The following is a 17,534-nucleotide window of genomic DNA, read 5'->3' on the forward strand; positions in this document are numbered from 1 at the left end:
AATGGCGAGTACTGATGGCGCTCTACAAGCCAAGGGCGCACAAAGGCAAAGAGGCACCAAATATGAAGTGGGCCTATCAGTCTCTGGCGAAATTAGGCGGCTTTAATGATAGCAAGCGCACGGGAATGGCTAGCTGGACCACGATTTGGGAAGGATGGGATGATCTTCAGGCTCAAGTAAAGGGCTATCGATTAGCCAAAGCCCTTTTTGAAGCCGGAAAAACGCTATGAGATCTGATCAAGAGACAGCAGCAGAAGAACTAACTACAATGTTGGCTATACTTTCATGTTTATCTAAAAAAGTAACACCTTTATCCTTTATATGAATATCACTAAGCAAAACCATTAAAATCATAGAACCTCACATAAAACTTAAATTAAAATAACAGCAAGGAAATTAATGAAAAACCAAAACAAAAAATTATGCCCAATAAAAATAAATAGGATGTATTTTTAAAGTATATAACTTCCCTCATTATTAGTTATTAAATAGCTATTTCATTAGCAAAACATCTAAATCATACCCCTTATCAAATTCTGATTTTGCATCGGCTTTGTGGTTGATGCAATTGACCATGTGTTCGTCGGACTTAAAGTTTTTACAGTCTTCAGGGACTAGATAATACTTGCGCCATGCTTCGGCTTTGCGTATTCGAGCGGCCTCGTTTTGCTTGGCTAGTCTGGATTTTTCTGCCGCATTTTGCTGTAACTCTTGCTGAATTTGGTACTCAGCAAGCTGGCGATCTTTCGCAGCCTGCTGGCGAGCAAGTTCCGTTTGCTTTTGCTGCATAGCAAACTCATTAAGTCCTTGAGTCAGGCGGTATTCGACATAACTCAAATAGCCAATTCGCACTAATAAAGTGACCAAACCCGCTAACAAGATACCCAACGTAATTTGTAAAACTGATTTCATCCCTAACTTCCAAAGTCCATTACCGATAAAAATGCGATTTATGCCGTTAAAATCCGAGCAACATTAAGATGTTGCTGACTGCACCTATGAAGCCCAGTATCAAAACTTTAATCACACCAAACACTAAGCGAACACGGTAGCCGCAGAATACATTTCCCCTCGGAGTTGCCGCAGGGCGAATAGGCAAATTGCGTGAGTCTCGCCATGGATGGCGAGCTAGCTTTCGCAGGTGCAGGGACGCATCCTTCGGAAGCGATAGCAAATTTGCCAATGAGCACAAGGGGCTTTCAACTCCGTTGGGGGCGTCTTGGAGAATCCAAGGAGGATAGGACGAGCAGTCCTCCTTGGTCGGGTGTGGGTTGAAGACCCACGACCTTGATTCACCTCGGCCGCTAGGCCGCAAAATTACCAGTTCACTATTTTGTAAATCGACAAATTGTGAACCGACAAAGCTTCCCCATTGCTACCGCACTTCGCCAACATCCGTCAGTCAAGCCATCAATCAAAACAAGGTTGCACTAACTCAAAACGTCCACTGCTGAACATTGAGAAAAATGCCAATAAGCACTGTGGCAACAAGCATAAGTGCCAAAGCATATTCACGAATTTGCAGGAGGAGTTGGGTATCTAAGAAAGAGAAAAGACACATCGTCCTGATGCAAGTGACTCGAATCGCGGGTACGCGATTAAAGCTCATCCTTGTTAAAAACCTAAGATAGCGACATAGCGTACACTTGTCTATAACTTTAGCATTACAAATCAAGTAATTAAGCAAGCACTGATTTAAGAATGTTGATATGACTGCATGTGACTAAACCAGTCGCCATCAAATAGCACTATCTCTTGATCTTGCGGTGGCAATGAAGTCTTGCCGTGACGGGCGGTCTTGTTTTGGCAAATGGCCATATTTCGACATGCAAATAAGCCCCAATTGAGCTCATTGCTCAAGGGCTCAGCGCAAACGACACTGAACAAAATTCAGCCATAACGTAACTGAGTTGAATCACAGTGCAAACATCACTGTAGAAGCCTGATAACACAGGTGCTACACACGAATTTAGCTTGATTAAAACTGCGGCGATTAACTGCCTAAATTTGCATTTTCGGCCCTACATGATAACGTGGCTAATGTAAATTTACATTCAGTGTTTATCAAAGCTATGTCGCAACAATCAATAAAAAGTCGATCGACAACACGCTTATATCGGGCGATACCATGCAGCGCGGCTGATATTACACGGAAGCACAACTGAGGTTGAGATATGGAACCATCTAATACGTCACGCCGGACCTTTATTAAGCAATGTGTGATTGGCGGGGTTGCCGTATATTCGGCCCCTTTGTTGTGGGAAATGAGTCGCGCGAATGCGGCGATTGTCTCCCCTGAACTGGCAGCCCAATGGCAAACTCAGGTTAATGGTCAATCTAAACCTAAGTTTCGTAACGACGGCATAGCTAAGGTCACAGGCCAAAAAGTCTATGGCCGTGATTACCGCGCTATGGACATGGAGGGCTGGCCCAAGCAGCAAGGTTACGCTTTTATACTTCGCGCCGCCGATGCCTCCCATGTTTATCAAGGCTTTTCCCTGGACCACTTACCTGCGTCTGCTAAGCCCTATAAAGTGATCACTGCGGCCGATCTGGCCCGTGATAAAATCAAGCTGCCCGATTTTTACGGTGACAACATGTTACTGGCCGAGGGGCAAACCGCCGACTACTTAGGCCATGCGGTGGCGATATTGTTGTTCGACAGTTTCCCCGCCTTTAAGCAAGCTAAGTCTTTACTGCAATTTGATCAGACCTTACTGCGCTTTGGTGAGCAAACGCCGTTTGTGTCGGACTCGAAAGACCCGTACGCCAGCTGGCGCCTTATTAGAGTGGAAGGTGAAAATGGCGCACGGGAAGATTTATATAGCCCGCTCCACGATGGGCTGTTTTTCCCCAGCGTAAAAGATCGCAAACCAGAATGGTTAGGTAATCCGAATGCCAAAGGGACTGTGTCTGAGCGCGGGCTTTATTATGCGGGTGAGATAGATAAGCAGATTGCTAGCGCCCAAGCCAATCAACAATGGCAAGTGTTAGAGCGGGAATATCGCACCCAGATCATCGATCCTATGATGATGGAACCCGAAGCCTTTAACGGCTGGTATGATGCAGCTAGCCAAACCTTTCATACGGTTATTACCTCGCAGTCGCCGCAGGACTTTCAAGAGATGGCAGTGCACATGCTGTTATCTAGCCCACTGGCAGGCAAGGTAAAACATCTTGTGGTGCACTCGCCCTATATCGGCGGTGGATTTGGCGCGAAAGACCATTCGATATTTCCCTATTACGGCGTGATCGCGGCCGTTTATGCCAAAGGGCCAATCCGACTCGCCAATGACAGATTCGAGCAATTCCAATCTGGCCTTAAACGTCATCCGTTCATCATGAAAAGCCGCTTAGCGGTGGATAAATCGACCTTAAAAATCCAAGCCTTAACTTCACAGATGACAGTCGATGGCGGCGGACGAGTCAACTTTACTCCGTCTGTGACCTCGGTTGGCGCAACAGCGATGCAAAGCATTTATTACACGCCGCGCAACGATATTATCGCCACCGCCTATGCGTCACGTAATCCAGATGCAGGTTCGATGCGCGGTTATGGCACGCTGCAATCGATGACGGCGATGGAATGTATGATCCACGAGATCGCCGACGAGCTAAAGGTTGATCCCTTTAAACTGCGCGCCGCCAACGTGATGGAGTCTGGCCAGCGTAATACTCAAGGTGCGATTCCTAACGGTACTTTGCGTTACCGCGAAATGCTCGACATGGCCGAGCAAGCTCCCGTGTGGCAAAACCGCGCGGTGAATAAAAAGGACTATGAGGCCAAACATCCAGGGATGCGTTACGGCGTCGGTTTTGGTATCGCCACCAAAGATTATGGTACGGGTGCAGCAGCGCCAAGTGCGGCGGTTCGCCTAGCTAAAGACGGAAAAATCACCCTAGAAATCGGCTTTATCGAAATGGGCACAGGCACGCAAACCTCCCAAGCCGTTGTGATCAGCGATGCCCTTGGCAACTTTGCCGATGAGGTAAAACTCGCCGAAGTGGATATTTGGGATGCGATGCAATTAGTGCAAACCGATAATCCTTATATTATTTCGCAGCAACGCCAAGATGAAATGGCGGCTAATCCACGCTGGACACCGGTTAAAGCTATGGCATCGTCGGCGTCTATGTCGGCCTATTACCAAAGCCATGTCAGCCGCATCGCCGCCGATATTATCTATCGCCACGGCCTATGGCCTGCAGCGGTATCGATTTGGAACGAGTTGTATTTTAATACGCCAATGGGCTCAACTAATTTGCATAACTCACGGGATGGTCGCTGGGTCGATGGCAAGCTAACCGCCTTGGGCTTTCCGCCATTGTCGCTAGATATTCTCGCTAAACGCGCCCACGATATGGGTTTAGTGGTCGGCGTGATGGGCCATGCCTTTAATCGCTGGGCTTGGGCCGAAGCCGATTTCGACATTCTTGGCACTAAAGAACGTTTAGCACTCGATGCGCTGGCGTTGCAATACGGCGAAGGGAACGCGACGTTTGCGGCCACCTCCGACACGACTATGAGTATCAAAGCGCGCCAAGCCAGCATGAAGTCTAACGGCTATCACTTGATCGATCGTCAAGCCATGAGTTATCCCAAGGCCGAACTGAACAATGCCATGGTGACCTACTACGCCCCCTGCGCCACTTTGGTTGAAGTCGCCGTAAACGAAGGCAATGGCGAAGTCACGCTACTGAGTTCTCATACTTGGTTAGAGGCGGGCAAAGTGATTGTTAAAGAATTAGTCGAAGGGCAAATTCAAGGTGGCCTTGCGATGGGGATTGGCCATGCACTGCATGAAGGCTTACCGCCATTTGAAGCAGGCGCCGGCAATGGTACGTGGAACCTCAATCGCTATCAGGTGCCGTTAGCGCGGCATGTGGGCGTGTGGGATCAACGTCATACCATATTGCCGCAGTTATCTGATAACGATCCCAGCCGTGGTATCGCCGAAGTGGTGATGATCCCTGTGGTCGCGGCGCTGATTGAAGCCGTGTATCAAGCAACCCATGTCCGCTTTTACGATTTACCTATGACAGCGAAAAAAATTAAGGAGGCCATGGCATGAGCCAGTCTATTAAACTGACCATTAATAACCAAGCCGTAGGCCCGATTGAAGTCGCCGATGGTGTGATGATGATTGAGTTTCTACATGAATACTTGAACCTCACAGGCACTAAGTTTGGTTGTGGCGCAGGCGTATGCCACGCCTGTACAGTGATCGTCGACGACGAGCAAGGCATGAGCGAAGTGGTGCGTACCTGTATCAATGGTGTAGAGCGTTTTAATGGTAAACGCGTCCGCACTGTCGAAGGTCATGCTAGACAAAACTCCCTTGGCGAAATCACCGCCCTAAGCCCTGTACAAGAGGCTTTTTTGGAGCACTTCTCGTTTCAATGTGGCTGGTGTACCTCGGGCTTTGTCAACGAATCGACCGCACTGCTTGAGCGATTAGAGCGACAACCTATCGCTAAAGATCAAGTTGAAAAAGTCGTTGAAGGTGCCTTGAGTGAACACGTATGCCGCTGTACTGGCTACGTAAAATACTATGCGGCAGTCAAAGATCTGATCCTCAAGACTAAGGGGCTAACCCTGTGATGACATCAGCCAATCTGCGCCATTTCCAGCGCCATTTCTCGCATCTTAAAAGGATAAAAAATCTGTTGAGTCACAATCTACTCCTGAGCTTAGGGCTAGGTTTGCTCGCCTGTTCCAGCAGCGCTGCCGATGAAGGTGGCAATCAGAATGGTAATACGAACAACAACATCGCACGCGGCGCGTATCTGATGAAGATAGGCGACTGCGTGGCCTGCCATACTGCGGTGGGCGGGCGCGAACTCTCGGGCGGTTTGCCGTTCGAAACGCCCTTTGGCGCTGTGTACTCGACCAATATCACCTCAGATAAAGAAACTGGGATTGGCAAATACAGCTACGAGGAGTTTTTTGATGCCATGCACCACGGTGTTGGCATCAACGGCAACCTCTATCCTGCTATGCCTTACACTTCCTACAGCCTGCTCACGGACGCAGACACTCAGGCGATTTATGCCTATTTGATGAGTACTAAACCCATCAAACAAGCCAATCGCGACAATGATGTGTCCTTCCCGTTTAATCTGCGCTTTGGCCTAAAAGCCTGGAACTTAGTCGCCCACGATGCCAAGGAATTTACCCCAAACAAGGAAAAAAGCGAACATTGGAATCGCGGCAATTACTTAGTCAATGCCCTAGGGCACTGCGGTGAATGCCACACCCCAAGAGACACGCTGTTTGCCATGGAGCAGGACAAGCACTTTGAGGGCGCGATTATCGAAGGGCTAGAAGCATCGGACATTCGCCCCGCCGAGCTTAACAGGCAGAACTGGACCCATGAGGATCTTAAGTCGCTGTTTACTGAAGGCTATTCCCGTAAAGGCACAGTATTTGGCGGCATGTATCCCGTGGTGTATCACAGCTTTAGCCACTTAACCGATGATGATATGCGCGCGGTGAGCAGCTATCTGCTCGATACCGACGATGATCTTAAACCGGATCCGCTCACCTTTAACGGCCATAAACCTGAACTGCCAGGTTATACGCTCTACAAAGGTTACTGCGCTGGTTGTCATGGTCAAAACGGTGAAGGTCGCCGCAACGTCGCCCCCGCGATGGCTGGTAACGCCACCTTAGATAAAGCGAGTCCTCACAATATCGTCGCCGTGATGCTAAAAGGCATTAAGAGCCAGCATTACAACCTCACCACCAGCTTTTATGCCATGCCGGGATATGCTGATGAGTTAAGCGACGAGCAGATTAAAGACTTAGCCAATTACCTAAGACTCACCTGGAGCACACAAGCTGGTAATCTCGATGTGAAGACCATCCAAAGCTTAAAAGAAGTGATCCTCGAGCACGACTAACCCACATAGATATGTGGGAGATTTAAGATAAAAGCCGCATGGATATGTGGGAGATTAAAAATAAAAGCCGACGCTAGCGTCGGCTTTTGCTTGATTAATATAGAGCGCGTGGAATCGGTCACTCATCGACTTAATCAAAGTAAGCTGAATCAGAATAAGCGGGATCAGAGTAAGCGGACTTCACTCCCAGTTAGCCACGCAGTCGAGTATCAAAGAAGGCTAAGCTGCGCGCCCATGCGAGCTCGGCGGTGGCTTTATCGTATCGTCCTGTTGAGTCGTTATGGAAACCGTGATTCACATTCGGGTAAAGATAGGCGACATAATCGGCTTTATTGGTTTTTAGCTGGGTTTCGTACTCGGCCCAAGTGTCGTTCACCCGCTGATCGAGCCCAGCAAACTGCAACATTAGCGGCCCTTTCACGCGGCTACGCAGCTCTGCAGCGGCTGGCGTGCCATAGAAAGGTACGCCGGCATTAAGCTCATCAGGAATCGTCGCGGCCAGCATATTGACGATATAGCCGCCAAAGCAAAAACCTACGGCACCGAGTTTGCCATTGCTCTGAGGATGGGATTTTAAAAACTGCGCGGCGGCAATAAAGTCTTGTTCGATTTTGGCTCTGTCTAAACTGCTTTGCATGGCGCGGCCCGCATCATCATTGCCCGGATAACCACCAAGGGAATAAAGTGCATCGGGGGCGAAGGCGATATAACCCTGCGCCGCTAATCGGCGAGCCACATCTTCGATATAGGGATTAAGGCCACGATTCTCGTGCACCACTAATACCACTGCGGCTTTTTTACTGAGATCTAAGGTTTTCGGCTCACCTGCGGCACTGCCCGCGAGCAATAACTCATCGGGCATGACTAAGTAGCCGCGCCCTTCACCGTAACCATTTGGCGAGGGAAACTTAACATAGCTGGCTTGAATACTGGGATCGTTAAAGGAGACTTGCTCGGCGAGGGCATAGTTCGGCATGAGTGCGCCCGTGAGCATCGTCATGGTAAAACCTAGCGCCACCAATCCTGCGAGCCGCCCCATAAACTCACGGCGATCGATAATGCCATGGGCATATTCGTCATACCAGTCAAAGGCTTCCTGCGGTATCGGTTGTACTTTCTGGGCATGTATCTGACTTGTTTCTGCTAAGGCTTGCTTGTCTTGTTGTGTCATCGTTATTCCTCCATTGAACAAGCTAACCACAGGTAACACGTCTTCCCTAGCTTGTGGGTGTTAAGATTTAACTCAAGAGTAAAATAAGAATCGCACTTAGGGCAACTGACTTTAACGTGTGCCGTTTGGTAAGCTTGATTTGAAATAGCACACGATCGGCACAAACGGCTGTCGGTTAGGGCAAGGCTAGCTTAAAATAGCGATTTAGATTCTAGAGGGCCTAGCGTGATACAACATAGAGCTAGCCAGATGGTGATATTCCACACTCTGGTGACCAGTGGTAGTTTTACCCAAGCGGCGGCCAAGTTAAAAACCTCGACTTCCTATGTCAGCAAACAGCTTGGCGCACTGGAAGCCGAGCTGAACTTGCTGTTAGTCCAGCGCACTACTCGCACCTTAGTGCTAACCGACGCGGGCCAACAGTTTGCCCATTACTGTGAGCAAGTGTTTGAAGCGACGCAAAATGCCGATGCGATTATGCTGGATGCCCGCGATGACATTAGCGGTACGATTCGTCTCGGTTCCTCCCAGTCCTTTGGCACCTTACACATTATCCCCGCGCTGGAAGTGTTGCAGCAAAAATACCCCGAATTGCGATTTGAGCTAAGCCTGTTCGACCATAAAGCCGACATGCTAGAAGAAGGCCTCGATCTGTGGATCACTAACCATGAACAGCTGAACGAAGGTTATATCGCCCAGCACCTCGCCGAGACTAACTTTGTGGTGGTCGCCTCTCCCGATTATTTACTCAAGCATGGCGTGCCACACCATCCACAGGCATTAGCGCAACATAATTGCGTTATCTATCAAAGCAAGAGCCGTAATTATGATCGCTGGAGTTTTGCTAAGGATGACCTAGAACAAACCGTGCATGTGGCGGGAAATTACCGTGTCGACTTAGCCGAAGCCGTGCGCAATGCGGTGATTGCCGGGCGCGGCATAGGCTATGTGGCCACGTATTTACTCAGTGATGAGTTTCAAAGCGGAAAACTGATCCAACTCTTACCCGATTGGAAACCACTGCAACAGATGCCCGTCTATGTGGTTTACCCAAGGCGGCGCCATTTACCGACTAAGTACAAGGTGATAATAGAGTGTTTAAAGTCCCATATCGGCCACCCGCCCTACTGGGATAAAAAGCTCAAACCTTGGTTAGGTAAGACAGTCACTTAAACTGCAGCCACTTAAGCAACAGTCACTTAAGCTGCATTTCAAAAAAGTACTGACTACGACACCTGCCTAAAGTCGTCTGTGGCATGATTTCGATTATTGCCACAGGCACAAATATTATTTCCTCTGGGCAACAGTAGCTAAAATAGCTTTTATTCTCCTGCATAAACAGCAGCTTAAACTGTTGCTATTTTCGACTGTTTTATCGTAACAGCCCAGTAACGCCCTCGACTTGCCCTTACTGCGACTCGGCCTACAATGCGCGGCTTCTTCCTTAACTCAAAAGAATAACCCCTTATGATCGCGATATTAGGCATGATTAGTATCTTGTTTTTTGCTTGGTTACTGTCAGTGAACCGCAAGAATATTCCCTACCGCACTGTGATTTTAGCCCTAGGCTTACAAATTATATTCGCCCTGTTAGTGCTCTACGTTCCTGCGGGTAAGGCCGTATTGCAGTCTGTTACGGCGGGCGTGTCGAGCGTGATAGCCTATGGCAACGAAGGGATTGGCTTTCTGTTTGGCGATCTCGCCACGGGCAAAGTCGGCTTCGTATTTGCAATCAATGTGTTAGGTATCATCATCTTTTTCTCGGCGCTGATTTCAGCCCTGTATCATATTGGTCTAATGCCAAAGGTGATCAACATTATTGGTGGTGGTCTGCAGCGTTTACTGGGCACGGGCCGCGCCGAGTCTTTATCTGCCACGGCAAACATCTTCGTCGGTATGATTGAAGCGCCGCTGGTGATTAAACCCTATTTAAAGCACATGAGCGATTCGCAATTCTTCGCGGTCATGAGTTGTGGTTTAGCCTCAGTCGCGGGCGGTACCTTAGTCGGATATGCCGCTTTAGGTGTCGATCTTAACTATTTGATTGCCGCCGCCTTTATGTCGGCACCCGCGGGTCTGTTGATGGCTAAAATCCTCATGCCGCCTAGCGACAATGACAAAAACAGTGCCGATGAAATCACCTCTGTCGAATTGCCACGCGCCACCAATGTGGTTGAAGCCTTAGCCGATGGCGCTATGTCTGGCATGCGGATTTCTGTCGAGATTGGTGCCACTCTACTGGCCTTTGTGAGTGTTATCGCCCTACTGAATGGCATGTTAGGCGCTGTGGGGGAATGGTTCGGTTACCAGTTAAGCTTCGAATTCTTGCTCGGTTATCTGTTCGCCCCTATGGCGTGGCTACTGGGTATTCCTTGGCATGAGGCCATTACTGCAGGCTCACTCATTGGCCAAAAAATCGTAGTGAATGAATTTGTAGCCTTCATCCAGTTAATGAAAGTCGAAGACCAACTGAGCGCCCATTCTCAGGCCGTTGTGACTTTTGCCCTGTGTGGTTTTGCGAACATTTCAACCATGGCGATTTTGATCGGTGGGCTGGGTAGCATGGTGCCAGAGCGCCGCGAATTTATCGCCCGTAATGGTTTTCGCGCCATTGCCGCTGGTGTATTTGCCAACCTGATGAGTGCAGCAATTGCCAGCGTGATCCTCTCGCTGTAATCCATCAGCTTGGGCTTTTTTAAGCACTCATCTCACCATTGAGTTAACCACTAAGTTAGCCACTCTCGCGCAGCAAAACCGCGATCAACACAAACCCAAATCAAGCAAGCTTGGTTTGGGTTTTCTTTTATGCCTCAGATATTTTTTGTGTATAATGTCGCCAGAAAAAGATTAATGAGTTTACATTTCAATAACATGCGTAGCCAAAGGAGTACGAATGGCCATAGTGAAATACAAGGCAGTTAACGCCGCAATCACACTGACAATGGCAGGTATAACACTCTTGTTAACCGCCTGCGATAACTCAACGTCACCCTCCAATTCAGTTAATACCAACATCCCCACAGAACGTGAATATCAGATTATCTCCACCATAAACCTCAATGATGGCTTTGAAACCCGCAAAGTGCTGCAGGCACGACTGCTGCTGGATTACCAATTACAGAATGCAGAGGGTAAGGCGGCCAGCTTAACAACGCCATTAACCCATAACGCCCGTTTTTTTATCCAACCTAATATGCTGCAAATTAGCGATTATGGTATGCCGATTCCGGTGAGTAATATCGACCCTAAAGGTAATTCCAATGAAATCTTTCAGTTGGTTAAAGACGGCTTTAATGTGGAATTTAACAATGGTGAAGTCCGCCAACTGACTCCCATTGCCAAGATGGATCAAAAAGATATCAAGGAATTATTTGACCACTGGGTGAATCTTAATAGCTTGTTTAAACAAGCTCCAACCTTGCCTGTAGCACTTGAGCCTAGGGTCGGTTATAGCATCAGCGCCCCCATGGATGCACGCCTAACTTGGACGGTTGAGCAAGTGACCGAAGATAAGTTATTTGCAGTAGTACAAGGTGAGAAAGACAACTTTAAGGCCTATGGAAAGTTCGAGCTTAACCGCAAAACCGGCTGGTTAGAGAGCATGGCGTTTTTTCAACAGGAAGAGAGCAAAGGCAGTACCCTCACCCGCCGCATCGCCATGGCGCCCAAGGATAGCCCTTATATTATGAGCATGCTTTGGCATGCCGACGCTAACTACGATGCCGAGCGTGATATAGATGATCTGCAAAAAGAGCTGTACTCCATCAGCGATGTTCCTCGGGAATATAAAGCCCATGATAAGGACTTTATAAAATCCTTATTACCTGATCAACAAGGTATTCTTGATAATATTGGCCCATGGGGCGCTGACACTCCAGAAGTGCTGCAATTGCGCTTTGTGCATAATATAAGCCCGCGATATGTGGTTGCTAATGTGCATTATGAAGACTTAGCCGCCTTTGATGCCAGTGGAAATCCGATAGACATTCACTTCTGGCAGCACAGCAGAGGTGTGGCGATGAATTTCAACCGCTCGATTGAGTCTTCGGTGGATCTTATCGCCACAGGCTGGGACAACACCGCCAATAAACTCAAACAGATAGATCATATCACCGCCAAGCTAACCCTTATCCCCGAAAGCAATAAGATAGTCGAAAAGTCGTGGGATGAACTGGTCGCGAATCCTTACGCCTTCGGCGATGCGAGCCTCACAATTCAGGTGCTCGACGCCGAGGCAAAGCTATTTAAAGTCGTAACAAAGCAGAGTAACACTCAAAACATTAACCTTCCTTTTCAGCAATTTAAAGGAAAGATGGCCGAAGCCCGTCGCGATGGTGATTATCCTAAATGGTTAACGGTGACGGATAAGGAACTGCTGGGGGAATTAATCGGTGTCGATGATCCTCATCACCTTAGCACCCGCGCCCTGCTACTTAAGCTAGATGAAATCCCTAAAACCGTTGTAATACTGGAGAGCCAGCCACAGCCGGAGTTAAGCCAAACCAAGAACATCCGCTTTGTGACCTTTACCGACTACAACCAAAATCTGGCCAATCCCTTAAGCGAGTTTGGCGATTCGAGCCTCAATAACTTCCTCTATCAGGATCTTGAGCCATCAAACGCCGAAATCAGTGCGATCCAAGGGATAAAACCTGAGACTGAAAATGGCCATAATCTGTATATTCCTATGTCAGCCGCATTAGCGAGTGCCTGTAAACCTGAAATAGAACAAGGTTTTAAAGAGGGGAAACACGAAGTCACTTGGCTGTTTGAGCATAATGCCCCAAACGGACCAGCCTATACCCTGATGACGCCCGACCGCGAGCGGCAGTTTTTCTACGATAAACACATCCAAGGAAAAATCCATTGCCAAGGTGATATCAGTTGGCAACCCTTAGAGCAGGCAGCTAACCCACGTCCTTGGTTAATCGATTTACAAGCTTGGCTAACAAAAACCGGTTATGGTGACGAGCCGAGTAAAGATCTTAAGAACTACTTTAAAGTCGAGGATGCCCAAGGCAAATCCCTAACGATTCGACTGCCCGAAACCACCGAACTGCGGATTAAAGAGGCGCTGGTCGATGGCCGCTATTTGAGTGTGGAGGGCCCTGCAGCGAAGGTGAGTTATATGACTCTCTCTCAAAACCCCGTAGACATCCCCTATGAATTCACCTTTAAACCTTTGCCATAAAAAGGAGCGGTTATGCGTCTATTTACAGTAAAACTGCTCCTTGGAGCACTGGTACTTATTTGTATCACTATCAGTGCCAGTGCCAATGCACAAAAGGTGTTACTCGATGCCCATTGGAAGGTTGTCAAAGATGAAAAACAGGCTCAATACTATCTAAAAAAATCGACCGAAGTTATCGACGGCAATTATAAGGCTGAAGTTTATTACAAAAATAACGATATGCTTTTCTGCGCCAGTGCCCTCGCCGATAACAAAATTGGCAAAACCCTCACAAGCGAACAATTTCGCGGTGCTTATCAATGCTACTTTGAGGATGGCAAGCCCTACGAACAAGGCTTTCGCGACGAGCAAGGTCAACTTCATGGCCTGCTCAAAAAATATATCGCCACGGGTCAATTGTATGTTGAATCGCACTATGAAAATGGTGTTAAACAAGGCCTTGAAACGGGTTACTGGGAAGATGGGAAGACCCGGTACAAAACGACCTATAAAGATGACAAAGAGGTCGGTATAAGCGAGCTTTTTGATAGCGAGGGCAAGCTTAGGGGCAAGGTCTGTAATAGTGGTACTTGTGTTACCCAGTACTATGACAATGGCAACTTACACGTCGAAATCCCTATGGTGGATGGGCTTACACATGGCAACGAGACCAATTGGGGCTTTGGTAAAATCATTTCGACCCAAGCTTATGTCAAAGGTAAGAAACACGGGGATTACTTCGAATATTTCGACGATGGCAAGGTAAAGCGCCACTACCGCTACCACAATGACTATAAAGTCGGTGAACAGCTGGATTACTATGAAAATGGCCAGATAGCACAAAAGGAAATCATAGAAGCACCATGGAATGTGACCTTATCGGTTAAATACGATGAAAAGGGTGACATGCTCAGTTCAACCGAAGAAAAACACCAAAACAACAGCTGGGTTTACCGTAAGCATCAACGCTTTAGTGACGGTCAACTTACCTCTAACATCGAAGAAGACAAGCTTAAAAAATGGGTTCTCAACGAAATATTTGAGCAAGGAGAGTTAATTAGCCGCAGCGAGCATATCGATAACCAATTGACCGGTTTATATCTACAAACCCTAAACCGAAGTCAAACTGTAAAAGTGATTACCCGCGAGTATTTTAAAGAGGGTAAGCGCGAAGGCCCCTACGAAATGCTGAAAATTAACCATGAGACAGGGGAACAATGGCTGGCCGAGCAAGGCCAATATGCCAATGACAAGCCCTCAGGCAAATGGAAAAAACAACAAGAAGATGCCACCCTCACCTTTAGCTATGATGCCCAAGGCGAGCTCGATGGTGAGTTCCGTAATGAGACAAGTTCAGGGCAATTGCTTGAATTAATAAACTTTAACCATGGCAAACCCGAAGGATTAGTACAACGCTACGCCACTGACGGCCAATTGTATGAAAAGGGCGAATACCGCAATGGGCAACAGGATGGCGACTGGGTGTACACCCATGGTGAGTTCGGTTTCAACCCAATGCCAAATCCTGAGAGACACTATTGGTACGGACGCTTCGACCAAGGTAAACAAGTCGGCCACTGGGAACTGCGTAATACCGAAGACTATGTGCTTGAAATAGCGAATTATGACGAGCAGGGCAGGCTTCATGGTAAACAATACGAATTTAGGGATAATGGCTGGATAGAAGTGATCAATAGCTTCCATCATGGCGAGTTTTTAAATCGGGAAATACCGCCGCCGGTGATTACCTCGGACCATGTTTTCCCTATTTTTTAGCCTAAGAATATTCGCTTAATCGATTAACTTAACCCTTGGCGCTGTGCACTGTATATAAGTGCACAGCCCGATAAATAAACTCAACAGCAAAAAATTAGGATTCTTGTATAGGCTGCAAACCGCGCGGCCTTAAGACCCAGAACAGAGCAAGGAATCAGCATGTTCAATACGCCATTTCGCTTTATCAGCCTCGCGATTGCGGGAGCCAGCTTAACCAGTGTCCATGTACAAGCAGCGCAAAATCTCTCCTCCATGATGGTCGAAATCCGCCAACAGGACGGAATTCCCAGCTATTACAATCTCGCCACTGGCATGCCCTTAAATGGCGATATCGCCATAGTGCGCGATAACCAAGGCTATACCTTAGGGCAGTTTTCCGAGGGGATCCCTAATGGTAAATGGCAAGTATTTCATACCAATAACAGCAAACTAGTCGAAGGAAACTATCAGCAGGGTTATCAAGATGGCACTTGGCATATGTTCGATTTGAGCGGCGCCGTTACTGAGGAACAGCAATTTGCCAAAGGCGTGCCCACGGGCGAATGGAAGGAATACAACAGCAGCGGCCATCTCAGCCAAACGACGCGCTATAAAGACGGTAAAAAGGAGCAAGTAAAACGTTTCTATAACAGTGGCAAACTGCAAGCCCAAGAAAGCTACCTCGATAACCTGCGCCACGGGAAATGGGAAAGTTTCTATGAAAACGGCACCTTGTCCCAAAGCCAGAGCTATGCGAACAACCAACTCTCAGGTTCTTATTTAGAACAAAATCCCAATGGACAAGCCACAGTGACGGGCCGCTTCGATGCAGAAGGCCGTCGCCAAGGAGCATGGGAAACCTTTTTCGATGACGGGACTAAATCGAGCAGCAGCCAGTTTAATCTCAATCTGCTCGAGGGTGAAGAACGGACATTTTACCCCAATGGTGAACTCGCCAGCCGCTGCCAATATAGCGCTGGGCAACGCCAAGGTAAATGCCAGCAATTTAATGATGCAGGTAAATTACAAGTTGAAGAACAGTATGTTAATGGTGCATTAGACGGGCCACAGCAGTATTTTAATGCCGAGGGCATTCTCACCAGTGCTCTCAACTATAAACAGGATCAACTCGCCGGTACGCAAAAATATTTCCACAACAACGGCCAACTTAAAGAATTACGTAACTACCAAGACTCAAAGCAGGCTGACAATGGCCAATATCCGCTTCATGGACCATCGGAGCGTTATGACACCGAAGGTAATTTGCTCGAAAAAAGCCACTACGACATAGGAATTAAGGATGGCCAATTTGAGCGCTATCACGCTGGCAAGCTTGCAATCCTCCGAGCAATGGCGACAAGGGCAGCGTCACGGTGAATCACGCCGTTACCACAACAATGGCAAGCTGCGGACGCTAGATCAATACGTTGAAGGTAAACCAACAGGGAAATCAGAAACCTATTTTGACGACGGCACAGTGAGTGAGCGCGGCGAACGTATCGATGGCCAATGGGTCGGAAAATATGAGTCATTTTACGATAACGGTAAACCTCGGGAAGTATCTCACTACGCACGGGATAAAAAAGACAATGCCAGTCGTTACCCTCTTGATGGCCATTTCGCCCGCTGGTATGCCAATGGTGATCCCAATGAAGAAGGCACATATCAAAGCGGCAATAAAGAAGGCCTATGGATACAGTACAGCGAAGGCCTGAAACAACGGGAGCAAACCTTCGCCAATGGCAAACTTAATGGTAACTATACAGAGTATTACCACGGACGCCGCCGTGTGACTGGGGAGTATCTGGACGACCAAAAAACCGGTCTATGGACGGATTATCGCTACGAAGAAAAAGACCCTACCTATGGCACAATCCCCGAGGGGAATATCCAGCAAAAAAGCCATTGGCAGGAAAACAAGCGCCATGGAATTCGAGAGTTTTACAGCTTTAAGCAAGTGGTTTACCGCTCAGAAACCTATGATAAAAATGATAAAACTGGCCCGTATGCCGAGTACTATCCCAACAATGGCCAGCTAAAACTCAGCGGTGCTATGGATAAAGGTAATCAAACTGGATTGTGGGAAAGCTGGTTTGAGGATGGGATGCAAGCTGCTAGCACTGAGTTTTTAGACGGTCAAAGCCATGGCCAAACGAAAGAATATTACAGTAACGGCCAACTCAAATTAGAGGCAATTTATGCTAAGGGGTCGCTTGATGGTCAAGTTAAGCAGTATCACCAGAACGGTAAGCCAGAACTCGTTGAAACCTGGGTGAAAGGCCAAAAAGAAGGCGATGCCAGCTATTACCACAACAATGGCAAGTTAGCCGAACAAGGCACTTATCTTAGGGATCGCAAGGAAGGTCTATGGCAAAGTTTTTGGCCTAATGGTGAAAAACGCACTGAAGGCAGTTATCTCAGCGATCGAGAATCAGGGGATTGGAATCATTATGATCAACTCGGCAAGCTGATTAAAACAGAACACCATGGCTAGCTTAAAAATGGGGTTTTAGATTAAAAAGCGATCTAGTTCAA

General features: G+C 47.8%; 9 protein-coding genes and 2 pseudogenes. 9 read left to right on the plus strand and 2 right to left on the minus strand.

Annotated elements, in window-relative coordinates; genetic code table 11:
- Window positions 1-230: pseudogene (locus L5M38_RS20345) on the plus strand (IS4 family transposase); the annotation flags it as partial.
- Window positions 231-492: 262 nt separating this feature from the next.
- On the opposite strand, the gene L5M38_RS20350 reads toward L5M38_RS20345, so the two are convergent.
- The gene (locus L5M38_RS20350) at window positions 493-912 is read right to left on the minus strand and encodes a hypothetical protein (protein ID WP_263180165.1); all 420 of its coding nucleotides are present in this window, start codon (window positions 910-912) and stop codon (window positions 493-495) included.
- Window positions 913-2,174: 1,262 nt separating this feature from the next.
- Between L5M38_RS20350 and L5M38_RS20355 the strand changes: the two genes are divergently transcribed.
- Genes L5M38_RS20355 through L5M38_RS20365 form a run of 3 tightly spaced genes read left to right on the plus strand, consistent with a single transcriptional unit; the run spans window position 2,175 to window position 6,903 of the window.
- Complete coding sequence (locus tag L5M38_RS20355; RefSeq protein ID WP_263180166.1) at window positions 2,175-5,072, plus strand: xanthine dehydrogenase family protein molybdopterin-binding subunit; 2,898 nt, start codon at window positions 2,175-2,177, stop codon at window positions 5,070-5,072.
- A complete protein-coding gene (locus tag L5M38_RS20360; protein WP_263180167.1) occupies window positions 5,069-5,602 on the plus strand; it encodes a (2Fe-2S)-binding protein in 534 nt (177 codons plus the stop codon). The genes L5M38_RS20355 and L5M38_RS20360 overlap by 4 nt, the downstream gene beginning before the upstream one ends.
- The gene (locus L5M38_RS20365; RefSeq protein ID WP_263180178.1) at window positions 5,602-6,903 is read left to right on the plus strand and encodes a cytochrome c; all 1,302 of its coding nucleotides are present in this window, start codon (window positions 5,602-5,604) and stop codon (window positions 6,901-6,903) included. Before L5M38_RS20360 ends, L5M38_RS20365 begins: the two co-directional genes overlap by 1 nt.
- Before the next feature lie 190 nt (window positions 6,904-7,093).
- Here the strand turns inward: L5M38_RS20365 and L5M38_RS20370 are convergent, their stop codons facing one another.
- A complete protein-coding gene (locus tag L5M38_RS20370) occupies window positions 7,094-8,074 on the minus strand; it encodes a dienelactone hydrolase family protein (protein ID WP_263180168.1) in 981 nt (326 codons plus the stop codon).
- A 225-nt stretch (window positions 8,075-8,299) separates the two neighbouring features.
- Between L5M38_RS20370 and L5M38_RS20375 the strand changes: the two genes are divergently transcribed.
- The 5 genes and pseudogenes from L5M38_RS20375 (at window position 8,300) to L5M38_RS24490 (ending at window position 17,493) form a co-directional block, all read left to right on the plus strand.
- On the plus strand, window positions 8,300-9,247 hold the full coding sequence (locus tag L5M38_RS20375) for a LysR family transcriptional regulator (protein WP_028761657.1): 948 nt from the start codon (window positions 8,300-8,302) through the stop codon (window positions 9,245-9,247).
- Window positions 9,248-9,541: 294 nt separating this feature from the next.
- Window positions 9,542-10,750, plus strand: a complete 1,209-nt coding sequence (locus L5M38_RS20380) for a NupC/NupG family nucleoside CNT transporter (protein ID WP_263180169.1) — start codon at window positions 9,542-9,544, stop codon at window positions 10,748-10,750.
- Between the two features lie 217 nt (window positions 10,751-10,967).
- Window positions 10,968-13,265, plus strand: a complete 2,298-nt coding sequence (locus L5M38_RS20385; RefSeq protein WP_263180171.1) for a hypothetical protein — start codon at window positions 10,968-10,970, stop codon at window positions 13,263-13,265.
- Window positions 13,266-13,277: 12 nt separating this feature from the next.
- Complete coding sequence (locus L5M38_RS20390) at window positions 13,278-15,020, plus strand: toxin-antitoxin system YwqK family antitoxin (protein WP_263180172.1); 1,743 nt, start codon at window positions 13,278-13,280, stop codon at window positions 15,018-15,020.
- A 159-nt stretch (window positions 15,021-15,179) separates the two neighbouring features.
- Window positions 15,180-17,493, plus strand: a pseudogene (locus tag L5M38_RS24490) (toxin-antitoxin system YwqK family antitoxin).
- Window positions 17,494-17,534 lie beyond the last annotated feature (41 nt).

Origin of the sequence: Shewanella sp. SM101 (genome assembly GCF_025654465.1) — a bacterium.
Taxonomy (GTDB): Bacteria; Pseudomonadota; Gammaproteobacteria; order Enterobacterales; family Shewanellaceae; genus Shewanella; species Shewanella oncorhynchi.